The sequence below is a fragment of the Pseudoalteromonas sp. SWXJ133 genome (assembly GCF_015864365.1).
Taxonomy (GTDB): Bacteria; Pseudomonadota; Gammaproteobacteria; order Enterobacterales; family Alteromonadaceae; genus Pseudoalteromonas; species Pseudoalteromonas arctica.
The window spans coordinates 103347-121838 of the sequence record NZ_JADYXJ010000009.1; the positions used below are offsets into that span (position 1 = coordinate 103347).

Sequence of the window (18492 nt, forward strand, 5' to 3'; positions counted from 1 at the left end):
AACTATGGATTATAAAACAAGGATGGATTCTTGAAAGCACACCTATTATATATCTCACTATTTAGTGTAAGCAGTACTTTTAGTTTACTTACGTTTGCAACACCTTCACAAGTAAAAACAATTCAGCCAGCCCCCCACGTAGGTACTTGGCTAAATAAAGATGAAGACGGCGATGGTGTGCCTGATGAACAAGATGATTACCCGTTTGATGCAAACTTAGCTAAAGCGAAGTACTATCAAGAAACGGAGTTAAACGACAATTTAGCCAAAGCAGAAAACCTGACTTCAGAGATCCCATACTTTGTTTCAGGTGTAGTGCAGCATACAGCTGATTTAGATTTATTTAAATTCACAACAAATAAGGCTGAGCGTGTATCTGTTGTACTAAACACGACTAACTCAATTTTCAGGCCTAACATTTTTATATTCAATTCAACTGGTTCGTCGGTAGAAGAAATTAAATCAAACTTTACTGCTATTGGTAATATTGGAGCTGCATCTAATTTTACACTTCCAGCTGCAGGTACTTATTACTTAGCTATTACGGATGATGATGCGCGAGGAAATACGGACTTTTCATATAAAGCAAAACTCTTTTTTGATGTAGATATAGATTACATAGATGATGGTCTAGAGCCTGCTTTTGGCTTAATTGTGGACGATATAGACTCTGATAAAGACAGAATTTTCGACGGTACAGAGTTTTATGTTTATTTAGATATTAATACATATTCACATGATGTTGACTTGGATGGTATTCCTAATTGGCTGGATGATGATAGTGATGCAGATGGCATACCAGATAAAATCGAAGGTGTTTCAGACCAGGATCAAGATGGTTTGGGCAACTTTGTAGACCTTGACTCAGATGGCAATGGAAATGTCGATAAAAATGAAGTTAAGGATATCCTTATTTCTTTCCCAGCCGATACTGATGGAGACAGAGTACCAAATTATGCCGATGTTGATGACGATAACGATGGGTTACTTGACTTAAATGATGCTAACCCATTAAAAATAGTCGACTCAACTTTCCCTGGCGAAGCTGATTATAAAGAAATAAGCACTATAAATTATATTTTTAAGGGCCAGTCGTATAATGGGCTTTTTGTAGAGAATGGGACGCACAAAATAAAGGGTAAAGGACTTGATAACGAGGGTATGCTCGTATTCAAACGAGCTAAAAATTTACCGCCTATCAATAAAAAAGTATCATCAATGCAAGATGCTCCCTTTGTACTCCCAGAGTATACCCAATCTCTGTTTTATTTTTCTAACGGTAAGCGTTCCAACTCAATTAATGTGAATAAATCAAACCGTAATCTTCCTTTAATATTAAAACCTGAATTTGATTACTATTCGGTGGGTGACACTGTAAGTCTAACAGGGCAACATTTTTCTGATGATACGCTTGTTTTTATTAATGATATAGAAGTTAAACCTTCAATTACAAATGAAGAAAAGTTGACCTTTGTTGTCCCTGATGGAGCTAGCTCTGAAGCTAAATTAACAGCCAAAACAACCTATGGGACAAGCAATTCAGTTGCAATTAATATTGGTGATGAGGTGTTCTTAGATTATAGCCAATTAAAAATGCCTACTAAGACATTAGCATCATTATTAGTTACCTCCTTAAAAACACCTATAAACCAAGAAGAACTGCTTGGCGAAGACTTAAGTGTTAATTTTACTTTTGGTGGCGAAAGCGATGTAGTTATGTCACTTTATATTGATAAAAATGAAAATGATTATCCTCGTGAATTTCTTAATACAGTTGTTTTTCAAGCAGATAAAAGCGTTGTGATTACGCCAATTCATATAGCCGCATCTTCAGTTTGGTATAGTGGTGCTTTAGGAAATAACATAGATCAGAGAAGGTGGAAGGAGTCCTTTAAAACAATAACTTTGAACGAAGACGTTAAAGTATTTGCTAACTTTATTGAATCTAACTTAAGTAACCCTCGTTTCATTGATGATAATTCATCCAAATATCAATCTTTGTTAAATAAAGCAATAGCGAGTTCAAAAAACTCAATATATAACTAATAAGCAAGCATCAATAAGTTATTTATTTTGAAAACAGTAAAACCAAAACTTAGTTAAGGATAATTATGAAACTCTATAAATTTTTACCAATGTTTTTATTTTTTTCTTACTCCGCGAGTGCGGTACCCGATAAACAATTTTTTGTTGAAAAGTGTTACGACAACGCCATAAAAATTGTGAACAAGGACTTTGACTCATATATAAAGGACTTTCACCCCAATGCTGAAGCTAAAGAAAAAGCTAAAAAGTACTTAAATAAAATGTTTTTAAAAAAAGCAGCTAAGTATAATGAGTCTATTAAAACAGCAGGTTATGAACCTGAAGAATTCATAATTATAAATAAAGAAGAAAATAATTTTTTGTTTAATATAGAAAAAAAAGTTCAAGTGGGAATTGGCTTTTTAAATATAAAAACTGGCCGTTCTCATTTTCTTTGTGAGTTCGGTTTGGATAAAGATACAAAAAAATGGTATAAAACGAGCATTTAATAAGAATATTTATTTAGCACCTTACTTAAGATTAATAAGTAAGGTGCTTTGTAATTCTTAAAAATATTATTTTTTAAAAGGAATAATATGAAATTTTTTTATTATAGTAGCTACCGTCATTTTAGTTTTATTAACAGGTTGTACCAATGATGAAATTAAAATAACTTCATTTTAAAAATTTTAAACCAGCTGATAATAAAGGTCACCCTTTCCATAGTGTGTTTTTTGATTTAGAAAGAGATAATAAACAAGAATACTGTGAAATAAGCTTCCCCGGTAAAATCCTTGAAAATAAAACTGAGATAGATGGTCCGGGTATTAACAACTTATTGATAGGGTGTTCGTTTGATGGCTATAAAAATGTCGGCATGCCAATAACATCAGAGTACTTTAATACAACACTTAAATTTATTGGTGGAAATAAAGCCACGCTTAATTTTCATGGTGAATTAGTGGCGGATCATGGTGTAAGTTATGAAGCAAGAACTGTTGGCCCTGTAGAGTTTGAATATTCATTGTAAATTGTTTTACTAAATAGCTGACTACATAGTAGTATGATTGAAAAAAGGAGCTTTTAAAACGTGAAAGACTCACTCTCGCAATATGTTTATAATAATGTAAAAAACATGCCTGTTTTTGCACATAATGATAATTATAAACTAAAAAATACGGGGCGCTGGCCACAAAAAACGACTAAACAGTGGCTAATGTTTTTTTTAATAAATACACTTGTTGCCGTTATTCTTGGATTAATCGGTATAGACCTTACCCCTAACAAGTATCCTACCTATTCAGATCCACAACTAATCCAATCAATAGTTTTAAATTTATTACTCATAAATACAATCCGCTTTGTTATATGGGTTAACCATAGTATTAAATGTGCCAAAGATTTAACCGTTGATAAACATACAGGCTGTGTAGAACCCATTGAATTAACGAAGCCAGTTAAAGTTACGGTAAAAGTATTTCCGACTAAAAGTACTCAATTTAAAATTATTACCGGGGCGGTAGTTGAATACCAAAACAATCAAAAACAGGTTTTTAATCGCTTATCGATATTACAGCTTCCTGAATTTGTAGACTGGTTAAAAGAAAAGCATGATGTAAGTATTGAATTTAAAACATCTTTAATTACAAAGCTCCCTCTCTATTTTTTATTGTTGACCATTTTTTGCTTAATGATTTTGTTATTTTTTATCTAACCCGTCAAAGGGATATTTGATTTTATAAAAGAGGCTTTATGGACTTTTTGTGTAATAAATTTAGGCGATTTACTAACTCGTATTGTGCGGATGAACGCCTTAAGAAAGATAGTAAGGCCGATTTAACAACGTACCCTTTATTAAAAAATTTCACTAAAAAACAACTCTACCTACACAGTGTAATAGCTTACATTGTTGGTCTTTTATTAACCTGTTTTTTTATAAGCGAAGGTGGGGTGTTTGATACCAATATAAGAGCTGAATATGTTGTACTTTATTTTACCGGCTTTTACTTTGCTTTTTTATTCGCTATTTTGTTTTTTAAACGTGGCAGTAAACAATCAATTACTCTGTATCAAGACTATTTTGAATTTAAAGATACTGGCAATGTAAATAAGAAATTTTACTATCGGGATATTGAAGGAGTAACAGTCGGTAAGTTTGATTACACCATAGTTAAGCGTATCCGCGGAACGATAAGTCGCCATGAAAATATTAAGCTCCCATTTTTTACTCATGCTACATTTTTATTTACTAATAAAGACACGTTGACTATTAATCGAATAAACCTTTTTATGCTACCTGAAATGGTAGAAGTCATGACTAAAAGAACACCTGTAGAAGTATCTTATTTGTTCCCACCGGTTATAAAGGTTATTGCAATTATGTTTGCAGCACAGTTTTTAACTGTACTTTCAAGCGTAGTTATTGTGCAAACATACTTAGGTTGATAGGCGTTTATCGTTACGGTAACTGAGTTAAATTGACATAACGATTATAAAACAATAAACACAAGGAATAAACGTGAAAAATAAAACATTAATAACGGCCATAGTAGGGTGTTTATTTAGTGCATCAACTGTAGCTATGGAACGTTTTCATGGACTTGAAGATGGTTCAGATGAAAATTTAAAATCAGTATGTAAAGATTATATGGTAAACAGTTATTTAAAAAATGACCCCGCACTGTTTTTTTATTTATTACCTGAATCAGTAAAAAATATGGAAGATAAAATCGAGAAAAGCTGGTTCGACGACCATACCAAAAAGTTTGGTGACGAGCCAATCACTGAGTATGAATTTTTAGAGATCAGTAATAATATAGAAAAAGGCAGTTATAAAGGAAAAGCCACAAAAACTATTAGGCTTGAATTTAAAGCTGGGGAAATGGATAAGTCTAAAAGAAGTCTCTGTTATTTTAAGCAATCAGAAAATGGCCGTTGGTATTTAGGTCAAAAACCTTAAACTCAATAAGGAAGGTTTAGCCTTCCTTTTTATCATGAAAATTCATTTGTCGTTTTGGTGTATCAATGAGTTATAAATTACAAAAACAATGCAATGAGCAGCTAATATTTACAGATAATGGCGGTGTCTCAGGGGTTATATTTCACTATTTGTTGATGTGCTTAGGCGCATGGCTAATTTATATTAGTGTAATAGGTATATATGAAACAGGTGAGCTAGTTTGGTCCAGTATAATAATTTTATTGGGCCTGGTGCTGTGCACGCCCGTGTTAAAAGTCAATAAAGTAATACTAAACGCAAAAAATAAAGATATTGTGAGTACACGCTCTTGGCTTGGCTTTGTTACTAAAAAAAAGCACATTATTAATTCACAGTTATCCCTTGTTGAAGTAAGTGGTTTTACAACCGGTGAGTTTGAAAAATTCTTTGATCCAGAAAAACCGATACTAGAGCATTTTTCAATGAAATTTTTTAGTTATCCAGAGCTCACAATGAACATTGCGACACTTTCAGATATTTTAAAATCAGTTGCTTTTTTAGAGGCGCATTTTGATACTGATTTGGCGCTAGTAGCTGGTAATCGTAGGCATAAATTAAGTATTGATGGTTTAAAAACTAAAAGCACAGAGTCAGCTGATATTCCTAATGACCGTTACTTAAAACAAAGTAACGGTGGTGAGTTAATAATAACGGCCAGACCCGTAACATCACCGCAATTTTACTCGCTCATAATGCTAATTTGGTTGTTTACACTATTTACTATTTGGTTTTTATTTAATCATGAACACCTTGTAGGGGCTCAATATTTACCAGTATTTTTTCAGTCAGTTTTATCAGTAATATTAATTGTGTTAGGGGGGTATTTAAGTACGTTAGTTATGGGCCGGAAACGGTTTAAAGTCAGTAATGGCGACTTAATAGTTAAAGCTACAGGGGCCAAAAACAAAGTTATAAAGCTAGACGATGTGTGGGGCGCTGCCAAAGTCGCGCGAAGGACTTACCTGTTAACTAAATCTGGCGCGATTTGTTTAGGATACAACTTACTAAGAAAATACAGTATTGCAATTCATGATTGGTTTGCGAAATCTATCAATAAATAGGTACCTATATAGATGTGAAAGTTTGAATGCCTGACATTAATTAGATACGATGACCTTATTAACTAAAACAGAATAAATTTTAGGCTAGTAATTATTATTTTAATGGACTAACCAAACAAGGATGGATTCTTGAAAATACCTCTATTTCACCTCTCATTATTGAGCTTAGGCAGCGCTTTTAGCTCGCTAACATATACAACAGACGTTCACGCAAAAACAGTCCAATCATCACATGTAGGTACGTGGCAAAACAAAGATGAAGACGGTGATGGGGTACTTGATGACCAGGATGATTATCCGTTTGATGCGGATAAAACCACAATTACGGTTGTCCAAGAAGAAGAGTTTAATAACAATAATGATGTAGCTACGATTGTACCCGAGGGGCTGAGGGATCCCCACTTTATCCAGCGGCCTCTTTTTGATAATTAAAAATAAAGTTTTTTAAACTTTTTTCTATATAGCTTTGTGTAATACAACTATTAACAAGACACCCATCCTAAATTTTGCACTTTTCGAAGTTAGAGGCTAGCCTTTGTGTAGTGTAAAAAGTAAGCAGAATATCACATGGCAATTGCAAGAAAACGACAAATAAGTTTGGTTGATACAAAATATTATCACTGTATTTCACGTTGCGTGCGCCGTGCATTTTTATGTGGTGAAGACCACTTTACAGGTAAGTCTTACGAGCATCGACGAGGCTGGGTTGAAAATAAACTGCTTGAGTTAGCCAAGATATTTTGTATTGACGTGTGTGCTTATGCCGTAATGAGTAACCATACCCATTTAGTACTGTATGTTGATGATAAAAAAGCGAATAGGCTAAATGATAAAGCGATTGTTATTCGCTGGCATAAACTGTGTAAAGGGACCGTACTTACGCAAAAGTACATACAGGGGGAAAAGCTAAGTAAAGTTGAACTCATCTTTTTCAATCAAACGGTTAAGCAATACCGAGAGCGCCTATCAAGTATTAGCTGGTTTATGCGGTTGTTAAATGAAAACATTGCTCGCAGAGCAAATAAAGAAGATAACTGCACAGGTAGATTTTGGGAAGGACGTTTTACGTCACAAGCATTACTAGATGAAGCAGCACTTGCCGCCTGTATGGCGTATGTCGATTTAAACCCCATTAGAGCCAAGATGGCTGACACACCAGAAGAGTCAGACCATACCAGCGCTCAAGTACGCTTAATATGCGCAAAAGAAGGCAAGCAGCCAAAACAGCTACTTCGCTTTGCAGGAATGTCTCGTCAAATAATGCCAAAAGGATTACCGTTTGAGCTTAAATCGTACCTTGAACTTGTTGAATTAACAGGACGTTGTATACGAGAAGACAAGCGAGGGTATATTGAAAGTACACACTTGCCTTTACTGGAAAGGGTGAATATATCTCCAGAAAACTGGTTAAAGCTTACAACCCAGTTTTCGCGCGTATTTCATGGTGCAGTGGGCAGGCCAGCCTCACAGGAGGGTTATAGTGAAAACTTAAACCGAAAGCGGCGAGCGAATATCAGTAACTGCCTAAAGCTACTCGCATAAAACTTAAACTACTTAGTAAAAAATTAAAACTGTAATTATGCAGTTATTTTCATGCATGTAATTTAGGTTTGACAGCGGTAATGTTTTATTTAATGAATTAAATAAAAGAAATAGATAAAGAAAGGTAAGTTTTTTAACCTAAAAAGTAGATTTTATGGCACAGTTTAGCTTGCACAATTAGAGTGGCTGTCCAGTTTAATTTTGTTTAATTTTTTATTTTTCAATACCCTGATGATCTTATTAACTTAAAACCTACCATAGCTAGAATTGAAGCAAACAAAACATATATGAGTGTAGAGCTACCAAGTAAAATAGGCGAGGCTTATGTATATTTAGCTCATGATGAGGTTATTACTGATCCCCTACCGATTGAAGTTAACCAGAGTAAAACCCCACTTTTAGGGACTGAAAAGCGAAGCATCAGTGCTGGAGAAACAATTACTCTTATAGGTGAAAATTTTAATGAGCAGACGGTTGTTCATTTTAATAATGTGACTGTTAATAGCATTTATATAGATGAAAAAACTATTAAAGTTAAAACGCCACGTCAACTAAGTGGCTGGCGCTACTGGGTAAGTAACCAGTTTGGGAAAAGTAACACGGTTAGCTTCTCAATCGAATAGCTCAGGCCCTAATGTTTTAAGGATAAATAATGAATAAATACCTAATTCCACTGTCGTTATTAGCAAGCTTTACTTGCCAAGCCGAGCTTGATTTAACAATCCCAAAAGAAAACTGCTTTAAAGCGGTAGAAATAGTAAAAAATAAAGATAAACAGCTATTTAAGCAGCTGTTTACACCCGTTGACCAAATCCCTAATGCTGATAAGGAAATCACAAAACTGATTGACAGTACACATAAAAAATACTTCGGAAAAGAGTACGATGGTATAAAAAACTTTCGTCTTGTTGAATCAAAGCTTGTTAACTACTCTGAGGACACTAAGTATAGTGTTGTAGAAGAAACGTATGAAAGGTGGGGATATAAAGAGCAAGCATTTATATATTACAAATTTGATGCCTATGACAAAAGACTTAAAGAGCAGCGCACAGTGTATGACAAATGCCGTTTTGGTTTAAAAGACGGCAATTGGTATATGGTTAATTTACTGCAAGATTAGTTGTAGCGCATGTTAAAAGTAGAAGAGCATGTAATTGATATTACGTGCTCTTTTTTATAATTTACTGTTGAGATTGGTAATGCAAAGCGAAAAGTTAGATATACAATTAGATGACAAATTTTGGTTTAGGCTCGTAAATTTACCAGAAAAAGACGCCCTTACCCCTACAAGTAAAATTACTACGCCGGTAGTGACTAAATTATTTAGGCTAAATTTAGGAATTGAGCTTTTATTTGCAATCGCATTAGTAGCGCTTGCGTTGTATAGCCATGTTTGGGTTGAAGAGGACTGGGTTAGTGGGTTATTTTATATATATATTCCTTTATTTCTAGGGCTATGGCTTTTACGAAAGGTGTTAATTTGGCAACGGTATGGCTTTAATTACAAAGCCGCGTTTGAAGTAAGTAAAGATGAATTAACTATAGTTACAGAGCCATTATCTAAACAGCAACATATAACTATGGCTAAAGCAGATATAGATTACATACAATTTAGCTACGGGTATATGCGCTCAAACGGGCAAGGCTATCAATCAAAACAATCACATATTTCCCAAGCTGTTGTAGTTTTAAAAAACAATGAACTCTATACAATTAAACCAAATACCATCGCAACATTAAACTTGCTTTATCTTTGCATTTATTTTGACTACCCCGTGAGTTACAAGTATAGCCTTACTGATGGCGGTGGCAGTGTTGTGTTCATTTTGCTGCGGGTTATGTCAATGGGTGGAAACTTTGTAATGATAGGCCTTTATTTGTATTGGATGGGGGCAGGGTATTTGAAGTCAATTTTTTAGCTCAAGCAGAAATTTTAGCTTAAATGATTATTTAAAAAGTATTCATCAATACACAAAGTTTAAAACAGAGGGAACGTTATGATTAAAGGGTTTGTAAGTATTATTTTAATTGCCGTATTGGGGATCACGCTATTAAGTGTAGGGTTATATCGGTTTGCAATTCAGCCTGAATTTTCACAAACAATTACTTTTGGGTTAATGATTGGTGGCGGACTTTTAAGTATGTACGGTTTGCTATCACTATTTTATAAAGGACTTACAAAAAACTCATATTAAATATGACTTTAATTTAGCTTAAAGTATATACAGTTGATTACTCTAAGAATCACTTTTGATTAAATTGCATACTTTATATAAATTAGGTACAGTTTATAACTGTAAATGTTTTATGGATAAACCAACAAGGATGGATTCTTGAAAATACCACTATTTTCCCTCTCATTACTAAGCGCCATTTGTGCTTTTAGTTCGCTAACCTATACAACACCATCACACGCAAATACTATTCAATCAACTTCCCATGTAGGTACGTGGCAAAACAAAGATGAAGACGGCGATGGCGTGCCTGATGAACAGGATGACTATCCGTTTGATGCGGATAAAACCACAATTACGGTTGTTCAAGAACAAGAGTTTAATAATAACGTTGGCCAAGCAAATCCAGTTGGGAATATACCCTTTAAGGCTGCGGGGGTTATTTCTGAAAATGTAGATATAGATGATTTTAAATTTGTTATACCTAGTTCTATATTATTTGAAAACTTATCTGTGACGTTTGTACTTTTTAAAGATGATTCACGTTTTACACCGTCTTTAACCATCATTAATAATTATGGCGATGTTATTTCTACTATACCAACCAACATTGAGCATGTTGGTAAAGTGGGGCAAGCTATTACTTTCTCACCTAAGCAAGCGGGTGAATATAATTTAAGTATTACTGATAGAAATAACTTAGGTGCAGATAGCTTTACGTATTCAGTGCATGCATTTATTGATATTGATAAAGATGGAGTCCCTAATAATAAAGAGCAGGCCTTAGAAATGAATTACCTAGGTCAGCATACCGATAGTGATAAAGTCCCAGATGGTAATGAGTACCATATTTATACATCTAACTTTAACTTTAGCCACGATGTCGACAATGATGGTGTTCCAAATTGGCATGATTTAGACAGCGATGATGATGGCATTACTGATAATATAGAATCAACCTACGATTTAGATGGCGATAAAAAGCCAGCATTTATAGACTTAGATAGTGACAATAATGCTGTTTTAGATTCAGAAGAATTAAACTTAGTTGAATTTATCCGTTATGACCTTGATGGTGATGGAATCCCTAACTTTTTAGATACTGACGATGATGGAGATTTTCTGTTTGATGAAAATGATCCACAGCCACTACAAAAACTAATTGAAATAAGTAACTTATACCCATCAAATACCCCGGCCATTAGCACTGCAACATATTCCCATAGTGAACAAGCAGTATTTATTAACAAAGTTAGGCCGTTTTTTCCTGCTAATTTAAACACAGTAAACTTAAAAGGTAATGTGGCACATTTGGTAATTTTAAAAGGTGACGACAAACAGCCAGTCGTTAATTTACCAGTGACGATTACATCAGATAGTAAAATTGAATTTGTTATACGTAATTATCCAAAGGTTGCCCTAGGTGGCGAACCAATTACATTTTTTCTAGCTATAGATGGCTATAAAACCAATAGTATTGATGCGACGTTACTACATCCAAAAACACCAATCATTACAGATATCCCGTCTAGAAATGTAGTTGAAGGCGATAAAGCACTAATAATAGGTGGAAAATTAGAGAGTGGAACTTCATTAGTTTTTGCAGATGGCCCAACAATAAAGTTGGATTATATAAATGATACTAATGCTAGTTTTATTGTACCTAGCGATGTTGGTACAGGCTGGTTTAGCTTACAAAATGTATATGGTGAAAGTAACTACTCAAGTATCAAAAAAGAGCAGGTTATATCGCTAAAGGTTGTTATACCAGATTACTTAAATATTAAAGGGCCTTTTTATGTAGATAATTTAGACGGAGAGTTTAATGATATAAATGCCTTTAATAACACACAGGTAAAAATAAGCTCAACTACTGAATATATATCTCTTTATTACAAAGACGGCATTCGATTATTTCAAAGTTACATAACCGATGATAGCCAAATAGAGCTAAGTGTTGATAGTACGCTTAAATCTTTTGTTTTACGTGCTTTTGGGTATCAAAATAAAGTTGACGACGTGCCGCAGTTAAAAAATAAAATAAGTGATTTAGTATCATACAAAGAGTTTAAATATTGGTACGAAGAAAATTTGCGGCAAGACTCGCTTGATGTATTTTTAAAAGATGACTCTTATAGCATTATCGGTAAGGCCACAGTAGTGGCAGATAATTTATATAAAAAGCTAAAAAGTGAACGTAAAAATAATAATTAAGAGTATATAAGGAACGTTATGTTAAAAAAAACCATGTGTGTATTGCTCAGCTCATTATTTTTGCAAGGGTGTGTAGATTCCCATTCAGTAACGGCTGTTGTTAAAAATTCTGTTAAGTTTCAATCAGGTGACATGTTAATATATGATGTAGATATAGAAAGTAGTAAGCATAGTTGCACCATCCTCTTGTCTGTAATGGGAAAGGACTTGTGGGCGCTAGAAAACGAAGAAAGCTTATTAAAAGGTTTAGCATGTATTAATAAAGAAGGACGAATTTTATCTGGTCCTCCTGATGTAGACAGTTTTACTTGGAAACCAGTTGAGGGCGGTTTTGAATTTACAATGGACGCCACTGCTACAGAGCAGAACAATAAAAGTGAAAAGCTTAATATTTACACAACATCCCCCTTATTTGTTCCGTTAACAAAGGATTTTAAATGAAATCACAATTAATAGCCCTTTTTAGCATTATGGTATTAAGTACAGCAGCATTTGCTGATGAATCTAACGTAAATTTGCCTGCTAAGGATAATCAAGATCCATTATTTATAAAAAAATGCGAAGAGTTTAGACAAGCAAAAGCTGATAAAGACATTGATACCTTGATGTCTTTTGTACCAAAGCATTTTAAAGATACGGAAGACGAACAAAAACGCGCGATTGCATATTTGAGTAAAGAAGCTGAGAAGTTTCAGGAGTATGCACAAGATCCTAATTTTGAAATTACCTCTATTAAAATATCTACTAAAGCACCTAAAAAAAATGCTTCCGTTAGGATTGAAGCTAAATCAGGTGATAAACGTAGTTACTCTACGGGTTGCGCTTTTGAAAAAACAGAAGAAGATGGCTGGATAATAATTGTTGCGTCTAGTTAATTAGTTTTTGAATACCTTAAGTATTTATATACTATGAGAGTATGCAATTAAGCATGCTCTTTTTATTTAAAGAGGGAATTTTGGCTAAATCAATTATATTAAAATCACTATTAGAAACGATTAAATGGTTACTCATTTGGCTAACTGTAGCAGGGCTTGTATTAGGTGTTTTAAGTCAAGGTTTGATTTTTGATACAAGTGATGGGCTTGATGTTTTATTAATTATTGCGCTTTTGATGTTTCAACATCGATTAAAATTTGATGAACACAATAATCAAATAGATATAAAGTTAGGCGCTTATTTTTTTAAGAAAAAAATCTTCACGTTTAGCCACCATACCATTGATACAAACAGTATAAACACAATATCGTTTAGAGCAGATAAAGCTATAAATATCATAGATATTAATTACACCTCAGTACAAGGCAAATTGAGCACTTATACGTTTAGGTGTTTTAGGCAAGCCAAACAAGCGCATTTAGTAGTAAGTAAGCTGTCAACCGTTGAGCGCGTTTATACAGCTAAACGAGAAGAGGCCGAGGCTGAAAAAACAAACTCAGCAACGGTGAGCAAATTTACAAAAATATTTCCGCAACATAATATTTTGGGTAATGCGGAGGCTAAAAATAATATTCCTATCCTCAGGTGCGCGCTGCCGCTCCCTGATAGTAAGAAAAACTTAGTTCATTTTATCGTAGTGTGTTTTGCTTTGCTTACATTATTTATTGCGTTTTCATCACAAAATTGGAAACCATCTTTAGCATTCTTAGTAATAACTTATGTAAGTTATTACTTTGCTAGGGTAATTGTTTGTAATAAATACTATTTTATAAAAACAGCGCCCTTAAGCTCCATCATAGTAAACGATGACGAGCTTTATTTACCCGCGTTACTATTCACTGATAAAACACCACGAATATTAACTAAACAGGATATTATTAGTATTGAGGCTAAGTGGAATTACGATTACAACTCAGTTGAAGGCTCAATTGGAAGAAAAACTAAAAGGCCGTATTTAATTTCACTGGTATTCAATACAACAAAGGGGCAGAGCATTGCACTATCGCATTATAGTGTTGATACTAAAGCACTTGTGTTCTCATTATTAAAATATAAATACCCAGTCTCATTAGACAGAACAAGCCAAATGGTTTATCCAATTAAACTTCATATGGGATTATTCGTTTTGTTATTTATACTCATTATACTTGCTACTGCTCTGCCAAAAGTTATATCTCTTTAATAGGTACTGTATTTAGTGTTGGGTTACTGATAGTGTTAATTATAAGCCATTGTAGTTATGTAGCTTTTTAACCATTAAATTTTAAGGATAAGGTTTTGAAAAATATATTTAAATTTATAATATTACTCACTGCAAGTTTATGTTGTTCTGCACACGCGAAAAATAACCTTTCACTCAATTATCAAGTAACTAAAGAGTTAAATCATTTTGCATACATAAAAATAAAAGTCACCGATAAATACCTTCGTACAGACTATGTTTTGCCAAATAAAACCTTTACAGAAATGACTATTAAAGATGATGGCCAATATATTTTAGATCATCAAAAAAATATCGCATACAGATTAGATTATGCTTTAAATAAAGAAAATAGTGATAAAGCTTTTACTGATATGATGAAATATGCGCCAGGATTTACTAAAGAACAAATTTATGAAATGAGTCTTGATCCTAAAAACGACCCTAATAATTATATTGCCTACGAAAAGGAAGGCGATAATTTATTTATAGGGTATTTTGATGATGAAAAAGTCCAAACAGTAAAGACGAGTTCATTCCCAAACCAATTTATATCATCTGCTGAATATACTTGGCTTTTAAAGCGAGCACGAGAAGATACTTATTTTGGAAAAGCATTTGTTGGTTTTTTAGATGTGCCTTTAATAGATTTCATGCGTAAATTTAAGTACGACACAAATAAAATGCCGACTGAAATCACATTGTATAATGAAGGGAAAGCCGTTTCTTTAAAGACTGTTAGTAACAGTGTAATAGATGAAGGTGAACTCGAAATAAAAGCGCAGTTTAAGGTCAAAGACATAACTCATGAATCGATTCAATTTTTGAAGAATTTAGAGAGTATTGCTAAGGAAACAGGCGTTATAGAGTGAATACACATATAATAAGCCTTATAGGACTAGTTGGTTCTTTTAAAGGAGTCTGTTGTCAGTAAGTTATGGGCCGTTTTCAATGATACTCATCATAGAATTAAATTTTTGAATGAATCCCCCTCTATATCTGTTGTTTTTTTAAGCTGCATTGTCGTTACCTTATTTTTTAAAAAAGGGATTGCGCACTGCTAAAATTTTGAAAAATAAACCTAATCATTTAGAACGTTATTTATACCGCTATCTGTTATTTATGTGGGATTAAAACTAATGATTTAGTATTTTTTTACGCTAAAGGCGTAAATTAATAGTCATAACTGATTAGTCTCGGGGTCCTTTTTAGCTTTTATTGCTCTATAATAGCGGTATTAAAATCTAGTGGTGAAGTAAATGTTAAAAAGAAATATTTTGTTGAATGTAACAAAAAATAATAAATTAATGCTCGTTGCAACAATAATATTTGTTCTTATAGCTTTGCCTTCTCTATACATGTTCGATCAAAAAGTAAGAAGTGATGTTTACCATTCAGCTCAAATAGAATTAAAACGTGAGCTTGAAACAAAAAGCCTTTCACTAAAAAAACACCTTAAAGATAGTGTTACCGCAATCCGCTTTTTAGATGCAACTCCTCCTATTCAAGGTATTACCCGCGCAAAAGAAAATAAACTGATTGATCCAATTCTTGGAACGCCCATTGATGTTTGGCAAGAGCGTTTAGCAAGTATTTTTACAGGCTTTATGCAGACTGATGACAGTATATTGCAAGCTCGCTATATTACGCTCGAAGATGGTGGACAAGAAGTTGTCAGAGTTGATCGAAACCAACTCGGAGAAATTAATCGACTGCAAGGTCTGCAATTACAAAAGAAAGGCCAACGCGATTACATGATAAAAGCGAGTATGCTCGATAATAAAAGTGTTTATATTTCTCCTATTAACTACAACCGTGAAAATGGGCAGATACAAGAACCTTATATAAGTACTTTTCGTGTAGCTAAACCTGTTTTTGATGAAAAAAATAAAATTTTTGCAATATTGGTCACTAACTACTTTGCTGATAAATTAATAAAAAGTTTGACGGTTGAATCTCCACAAGGAACACAAATTTACCTAATGAATAATGAAGGTGAATTTTTATATCATCCAACCCCTCAATTACGCTTCGGTTTTGAATTTAATAAAGCAAAAACATGGACTGAAGAATTTTCTACTGAAACCACAATGGCAGAGCAAGGCACTTTACCAATAAGTAATTACCCAATTGCTTACACGTTAAAAAAGCGTATTTCGCTTGATGGTGATATTGCGATGTTACCTTTAGAGCTTGGTGTGAGTATTGATACTAAAACGTTGTTTGCAAAGGTGAACGAGAGGCGTCAAAATTTTATTGCAATGCTAGTGGTATTTTTTAGCGTATTTTTAGTTATTGCCTTTTTATACCAACGTTTTATAAACCGTAAGTTGTTAATTAATTCTCTAAAAGAGCAAAACAATAAAGTAATAGAAAATTCTCTGGATGCTATTTTTACAATTGAGAAAAACGGCGAAATTGTTCACTTTAATAATACAGCTAAAGAGGTTTTCGGTAATTCAATTTCAGGCATTAGCCCTGACTTTGTTTCTTTATTTGACTTAAATGAGGCCGATAATAACTGTATAGAAGAGACTATTTCAAACGGAGCAAAAATGCCCTTTGAAGCTATCTACACAGATGGTTATGGCAACAAACAATACTTTTCAATTACGCTCAGTAGTATTTTTGATGTCTACAATAACCGTTATCAGGTAGCGGCTATTTTAAGAAATATTAGCTCATTAAAAAATACTCAATCAGAGCTTGAAGGCTTAAACAGTACTTTAGAGCTAAAAGTATCACAAAGGACTATTGAGCTAGAGCGCGCAATTGATCAAGCATTAGCAGCGAGCCAAGCAAAAAGTGACTTTGTAGCAAATATATCTCACGAAATACGCACACCGATGAATGGCGTTTTGGGTATGCTTGAAATGCTCAAAGAAGATGGCTTAAGTGAACAACAATACCATTACTTAAAATTAGCTAATAGCAGTGCTAACTCTCTGATGAACCTGATTAACGATATTCTCGATTTTTCTAAAATAGAAGCGGGTAAGCTTGATATTGATAATCATACATTTGATGTTGTTACAGTATGTAGCGATATGATTAGCTCTTTAGCGTTACAGGGCCAGCGCAAAGGTCTTGAAGTATTCTTAGATACAAAAGATGTAGTAGACAGAATGGTTATTGGCGACAGCCATCGACTAAAACAAATTTTAATTAACTTAGTTAATAATGCATTTAAATTTACCCACCGAGGTGAAGTAAGTTTAACTGTCGGCTCCAAGTACATTACCGACTCAAAGTTATTAATGAGCTTTACAATAAAAGATACCGGAATTGGTATAGCGCCAGAGAACATAGACAAACTATTTGAAGTGTTTACACAAGAAGATTCAAGTACAACCCGTCATTTTGGTGGTACAGGCTTAGGCTTATCTATATGTAAAAAACTTGCTCAGTTAATGGGTGGTAATATTACGGTTATAAGTGAAAAGGGAGCTGGTAGTACCTTTACCGCAACAGTTGAGCTACATGTAGCACAAGAGAAAAAACTAAACACAGGTATTGAGCTTGCTACAAGTATTAACGTAGCGGCATTAATAGCGCGCGATAACGTTTATAAAAACGTGTGCGATTTATTACTACTTACCTGTAAAGTAAATGCTGAGAATATAGTTAGGCTTGACTACTTTAGTGAGCATAAAGAGTTTGAGGCTGACTTATTATTGATTGATGATGAGCATCCTCAAATTGATGCGTTAATTGATTACTGTAAACAGTTTAATAAAAAGTACGTCTTAATTTTACGCGACATGGTGACCGATAAACCGACTAAAATGATATTACCTGAGGGTAGCCACATTCTAAATAAACCGCTTACCCAAGATCAATTTAGCTATAAGTTAGCCAGCTTATTTGGTGCCAGTAATGATTGCATTATAGCGCCACCAAAAGGCTTAACAGAAGAACAAGTAGAGCCAGACCTATCTGCTTATCATATATTATTAGTAGACGATAATATGATTAATATTGAAGTAGCTAAGGCGATTTTAAAACGTACAAAAGTAAAAATCACCTGTGCATCAGACGGTGTAGAAGCATTAGAAGCATTGAGAGAAAACACAGAGCAAGCTTTTGATGTTATTTTAATGGATTGCCAAATGCCTAATTTAAACGGCTACGATACAACAAGTGAAATCAGAAATAGTAAGGCCGGGGTAGACTACACTTACATACCTATTATTGCTATGACAGCAAGCGCGATGGAAGGTGATAGAGAACGTTGTTTAACTGCAGGCATGAACGACTATATTACTAAACCAATCAAGCCAGTAACGCTGAAAGATAAGTTAATCACCTGGCTAAGTTAATCGTTATTAAATGAGAATCTGC

Annotated in this window: 19 protein-coding genes; all 19 read left to right on the top strand. The window is 33.8% G+C overall.

Annotation, left to right across the window (positions count from 1 at the left end):
- Positions 1 to 30 precede the first annotated feature (30 nt).
- Positions 31 to 2046 (top strand): IPT/TIG domain-containing protein, encoded by a 2016-nt coding sequence (locus I6F40_RS09215; RefSeq protein WP_197192796.1) that lies wholly within the window; start codon positions 31 to 33, stop codon positions 2044 to 2046.
- Between the two features lie 65 nt (positions 2047 to 2111).
- On the top strand, positions 2112 to 2534 hold the full coding sequence (locus tag I6F40_RS09220) for a hypothetical protein (RefSeq protein ID WP_197192797.1): 423 nt from the start codon (positions 2112 to 2114) through the stop codon (positions 2532 to 2534).
- Between the two features lie 218 nt (positions 2535 to 2752).
- Positions 2753 to 3055 carry a hypothetical protein gene (locus tag I6F40_RS09225; RefSeq protein WP_197192798.1) on the top strand — a complete coding sequence of 101 codons (303 nt, stop codon included), beginning with the start codon at positions 2753 to 2755 and terminating at the stop codon, positions 3053 to 3055.
- A gap of 60 nt (positions 3056 to 3115) precedes the next feature.
- A complete protein-coding gene (locus I6F40_RS09230; RefSeq protein ID WP_197192799.1) occupies positions 3116 to 3739 on the top strand; it encodes a hypothetical protein in 624 nt (207 codons plus the stop codon).
- A 38-nt stretch (positions 3740 to 3777) separates the two neighbouring features.
- Positions 3778 to 4470: a hypothetical protein gene (locus tag I6F40_RS09235; protein ID WP_197192800.1), complete on the top strand. Its 693-nt coding sequence runs from the start codon at positions 3778 to 3780 to the stop codon at positions 4468 to 4470.
- A gap of 73 nt (positions 4471 to 4543) precedes the next feature.
- A complete protein-coding gene (locus tag I6F40_RS09240) occupies positions 4544 to 4984 on the top strand; it encodes a hypothetical protein (RefSeq protein ID WP_197192801.1) in 441 nt (146 codons plus the stop codon).
- 314 nt (positions 4985 to 5298) lie between these two features.
- Positions 5299 to 6084 (top strand): hypothetical protein, encoded by a 786-nt coding sequence (locus tag I6F40_RS09245; protein ID WP_197192802.1) that lies wholly within the window; start codon positions 5299 to 5301, stop codon positions 6082 to 6084.
- Between the two features lie 129 nt (positions 6085 to 6213).
- A complete protein-coding gene (locus I6F40_RS09250) occupies positions 6214 to 6516 on the top strand; it encodes a hypothetical protein (RefSeq protein ID WP_197192803.1) in 303 nt (100 codons plus the stop codon).
- Between the two features lie 135 nt (positions 6517 to 6651).
- A complete protein-coding gene (locus tag I6F40_RS09255) occupies positions 6652 to 7626 on the top strand; it encodes a transposase (RefSeq protein ID WP_197192804.1) in 975 nt (324 codons plus the stop codon).
- Between the two features lie 287 nt (positions 7627 to 7913).
- Positions 7914 to 8249: an IPT/TIG domain-containing protein gene (locus I6F40_RS09260; protein ID WP_197192805.1), complete on the top strand. Its 336-nt coding sequence runs from the start codon at positions 7914 to 7916 to the stop codon at positions 8247 to 8249.
- 29 nt (positions 8250 to 8278) lie between these two features.
- Positions 8279 to 8746 carry a hypothetical protein gene (locus I6F40_RS09265; RefSeq protein ID WP_197192806.1) on the top strand — a complete coding sequence of 156 codons (468 nt, stop codon included), beginning with the start codon at positions 8279 to 8281 and terminating at the stop codon, positions 8744 to 8746.
- A 79-nt stretch (positions 8747 to 8825) separates the two neighbouring features.
- Positions 8826 to 9545 carry a hypothetical protein gene (locus I6F40_RS09270; protein WP_197192807.1) on the top strand — a complete coding sequence of 240 codons (720 nt, stop codon included), beginning with the start codon at positions 8826 to 8828 and terminating at the stop codon, positions 9543 to 9545.
- A gap of 78 nt (positions 9546 to 9623) precedes the next feature.
- Positions 9624 to 9821 carry a hypothetical protein gene (locus I6F40_RS09275; RefSeq protein ID WP_197192808.1) on the top strand — a complete coding sequence of 66 codons (198 nt, stop codon included), beginning with the start codon at positions 9624 to 9626 and terminating at the stop codon, positions 9819 to 9821.
- A 138-nt stretch (positions 9822 to 9959) separates the two neighbouring features.
- The gene (locus tag I6F40_RS09280; protein ID WP_197192809.1) at positions 9960 to 12014 is read left to right on the top strand and encodes a hypothetical protein; all 2055 of its coding nucleotides are present in this window, start codon (positions 9960 to 9962) and stop codon (positions 12012 to 12014) included.
- 18 nt (positions 12015 to 12032) lie between these two features.
- Entirely contained in the window at positions 12033 to 12455 is a 423-nt protein-coding gene (locus tag I6F40_RS09285; protein WP_197192810.1) for a hypothetical protein, read from the top strand.
- The gene (locus I6F40_RS09290; RefSeq protein WP_197192811.1) at positions 12452 to 12889 is read left to right on the top strand and encodes a hypothetical protein; all 438 of its coding nucleotides are present in this window, start codon (positions 12452 to 12454) and stop codon (positions 12887 to 12889) included. Before I6F40_RS09285 ends, I6F40_RS09290 begins: the two co-directional genes overlap by 4 nt.
- Before the next feature lie 80 nt (positions 12890 to 12969).
- Positions 12970 to 14133 carry a hypothetical protein gene (locus tag I6F40_RS09295; protein ID WP_197192812.1) on the top strand — a complete coding sequence of 388 codons (1164 nt, stop codon included), beginning with the start codon at positions 12970 to 12972 and terminating at the stop codon, positions 14131 to 14133.
- A 95-nt stretch (positions 14134 to 14228) separates the two neighbouring features.
- Entirely contained in the window at positions 14229 to 15023 is a 795-nt protein-coding gene (locus I6F40_RS09300) for a hypothetical protein (RefSeq protein WP_197192813.1), read from the top strand.
- A 387-nt stretch (positions 15024 to 15410) separates the two neighbouring features.
- Entirely contained in the window at positions 15411 to 18470 is a 3060-nt protein-coding gene (locus I6F40_RS09305) for an ATP-binding protein (protein ID WP_197192814.1), read from the top strand.
- The last annotated feature ends 22 nt before the right edge of the window (positions 18471 to 18492 follow it).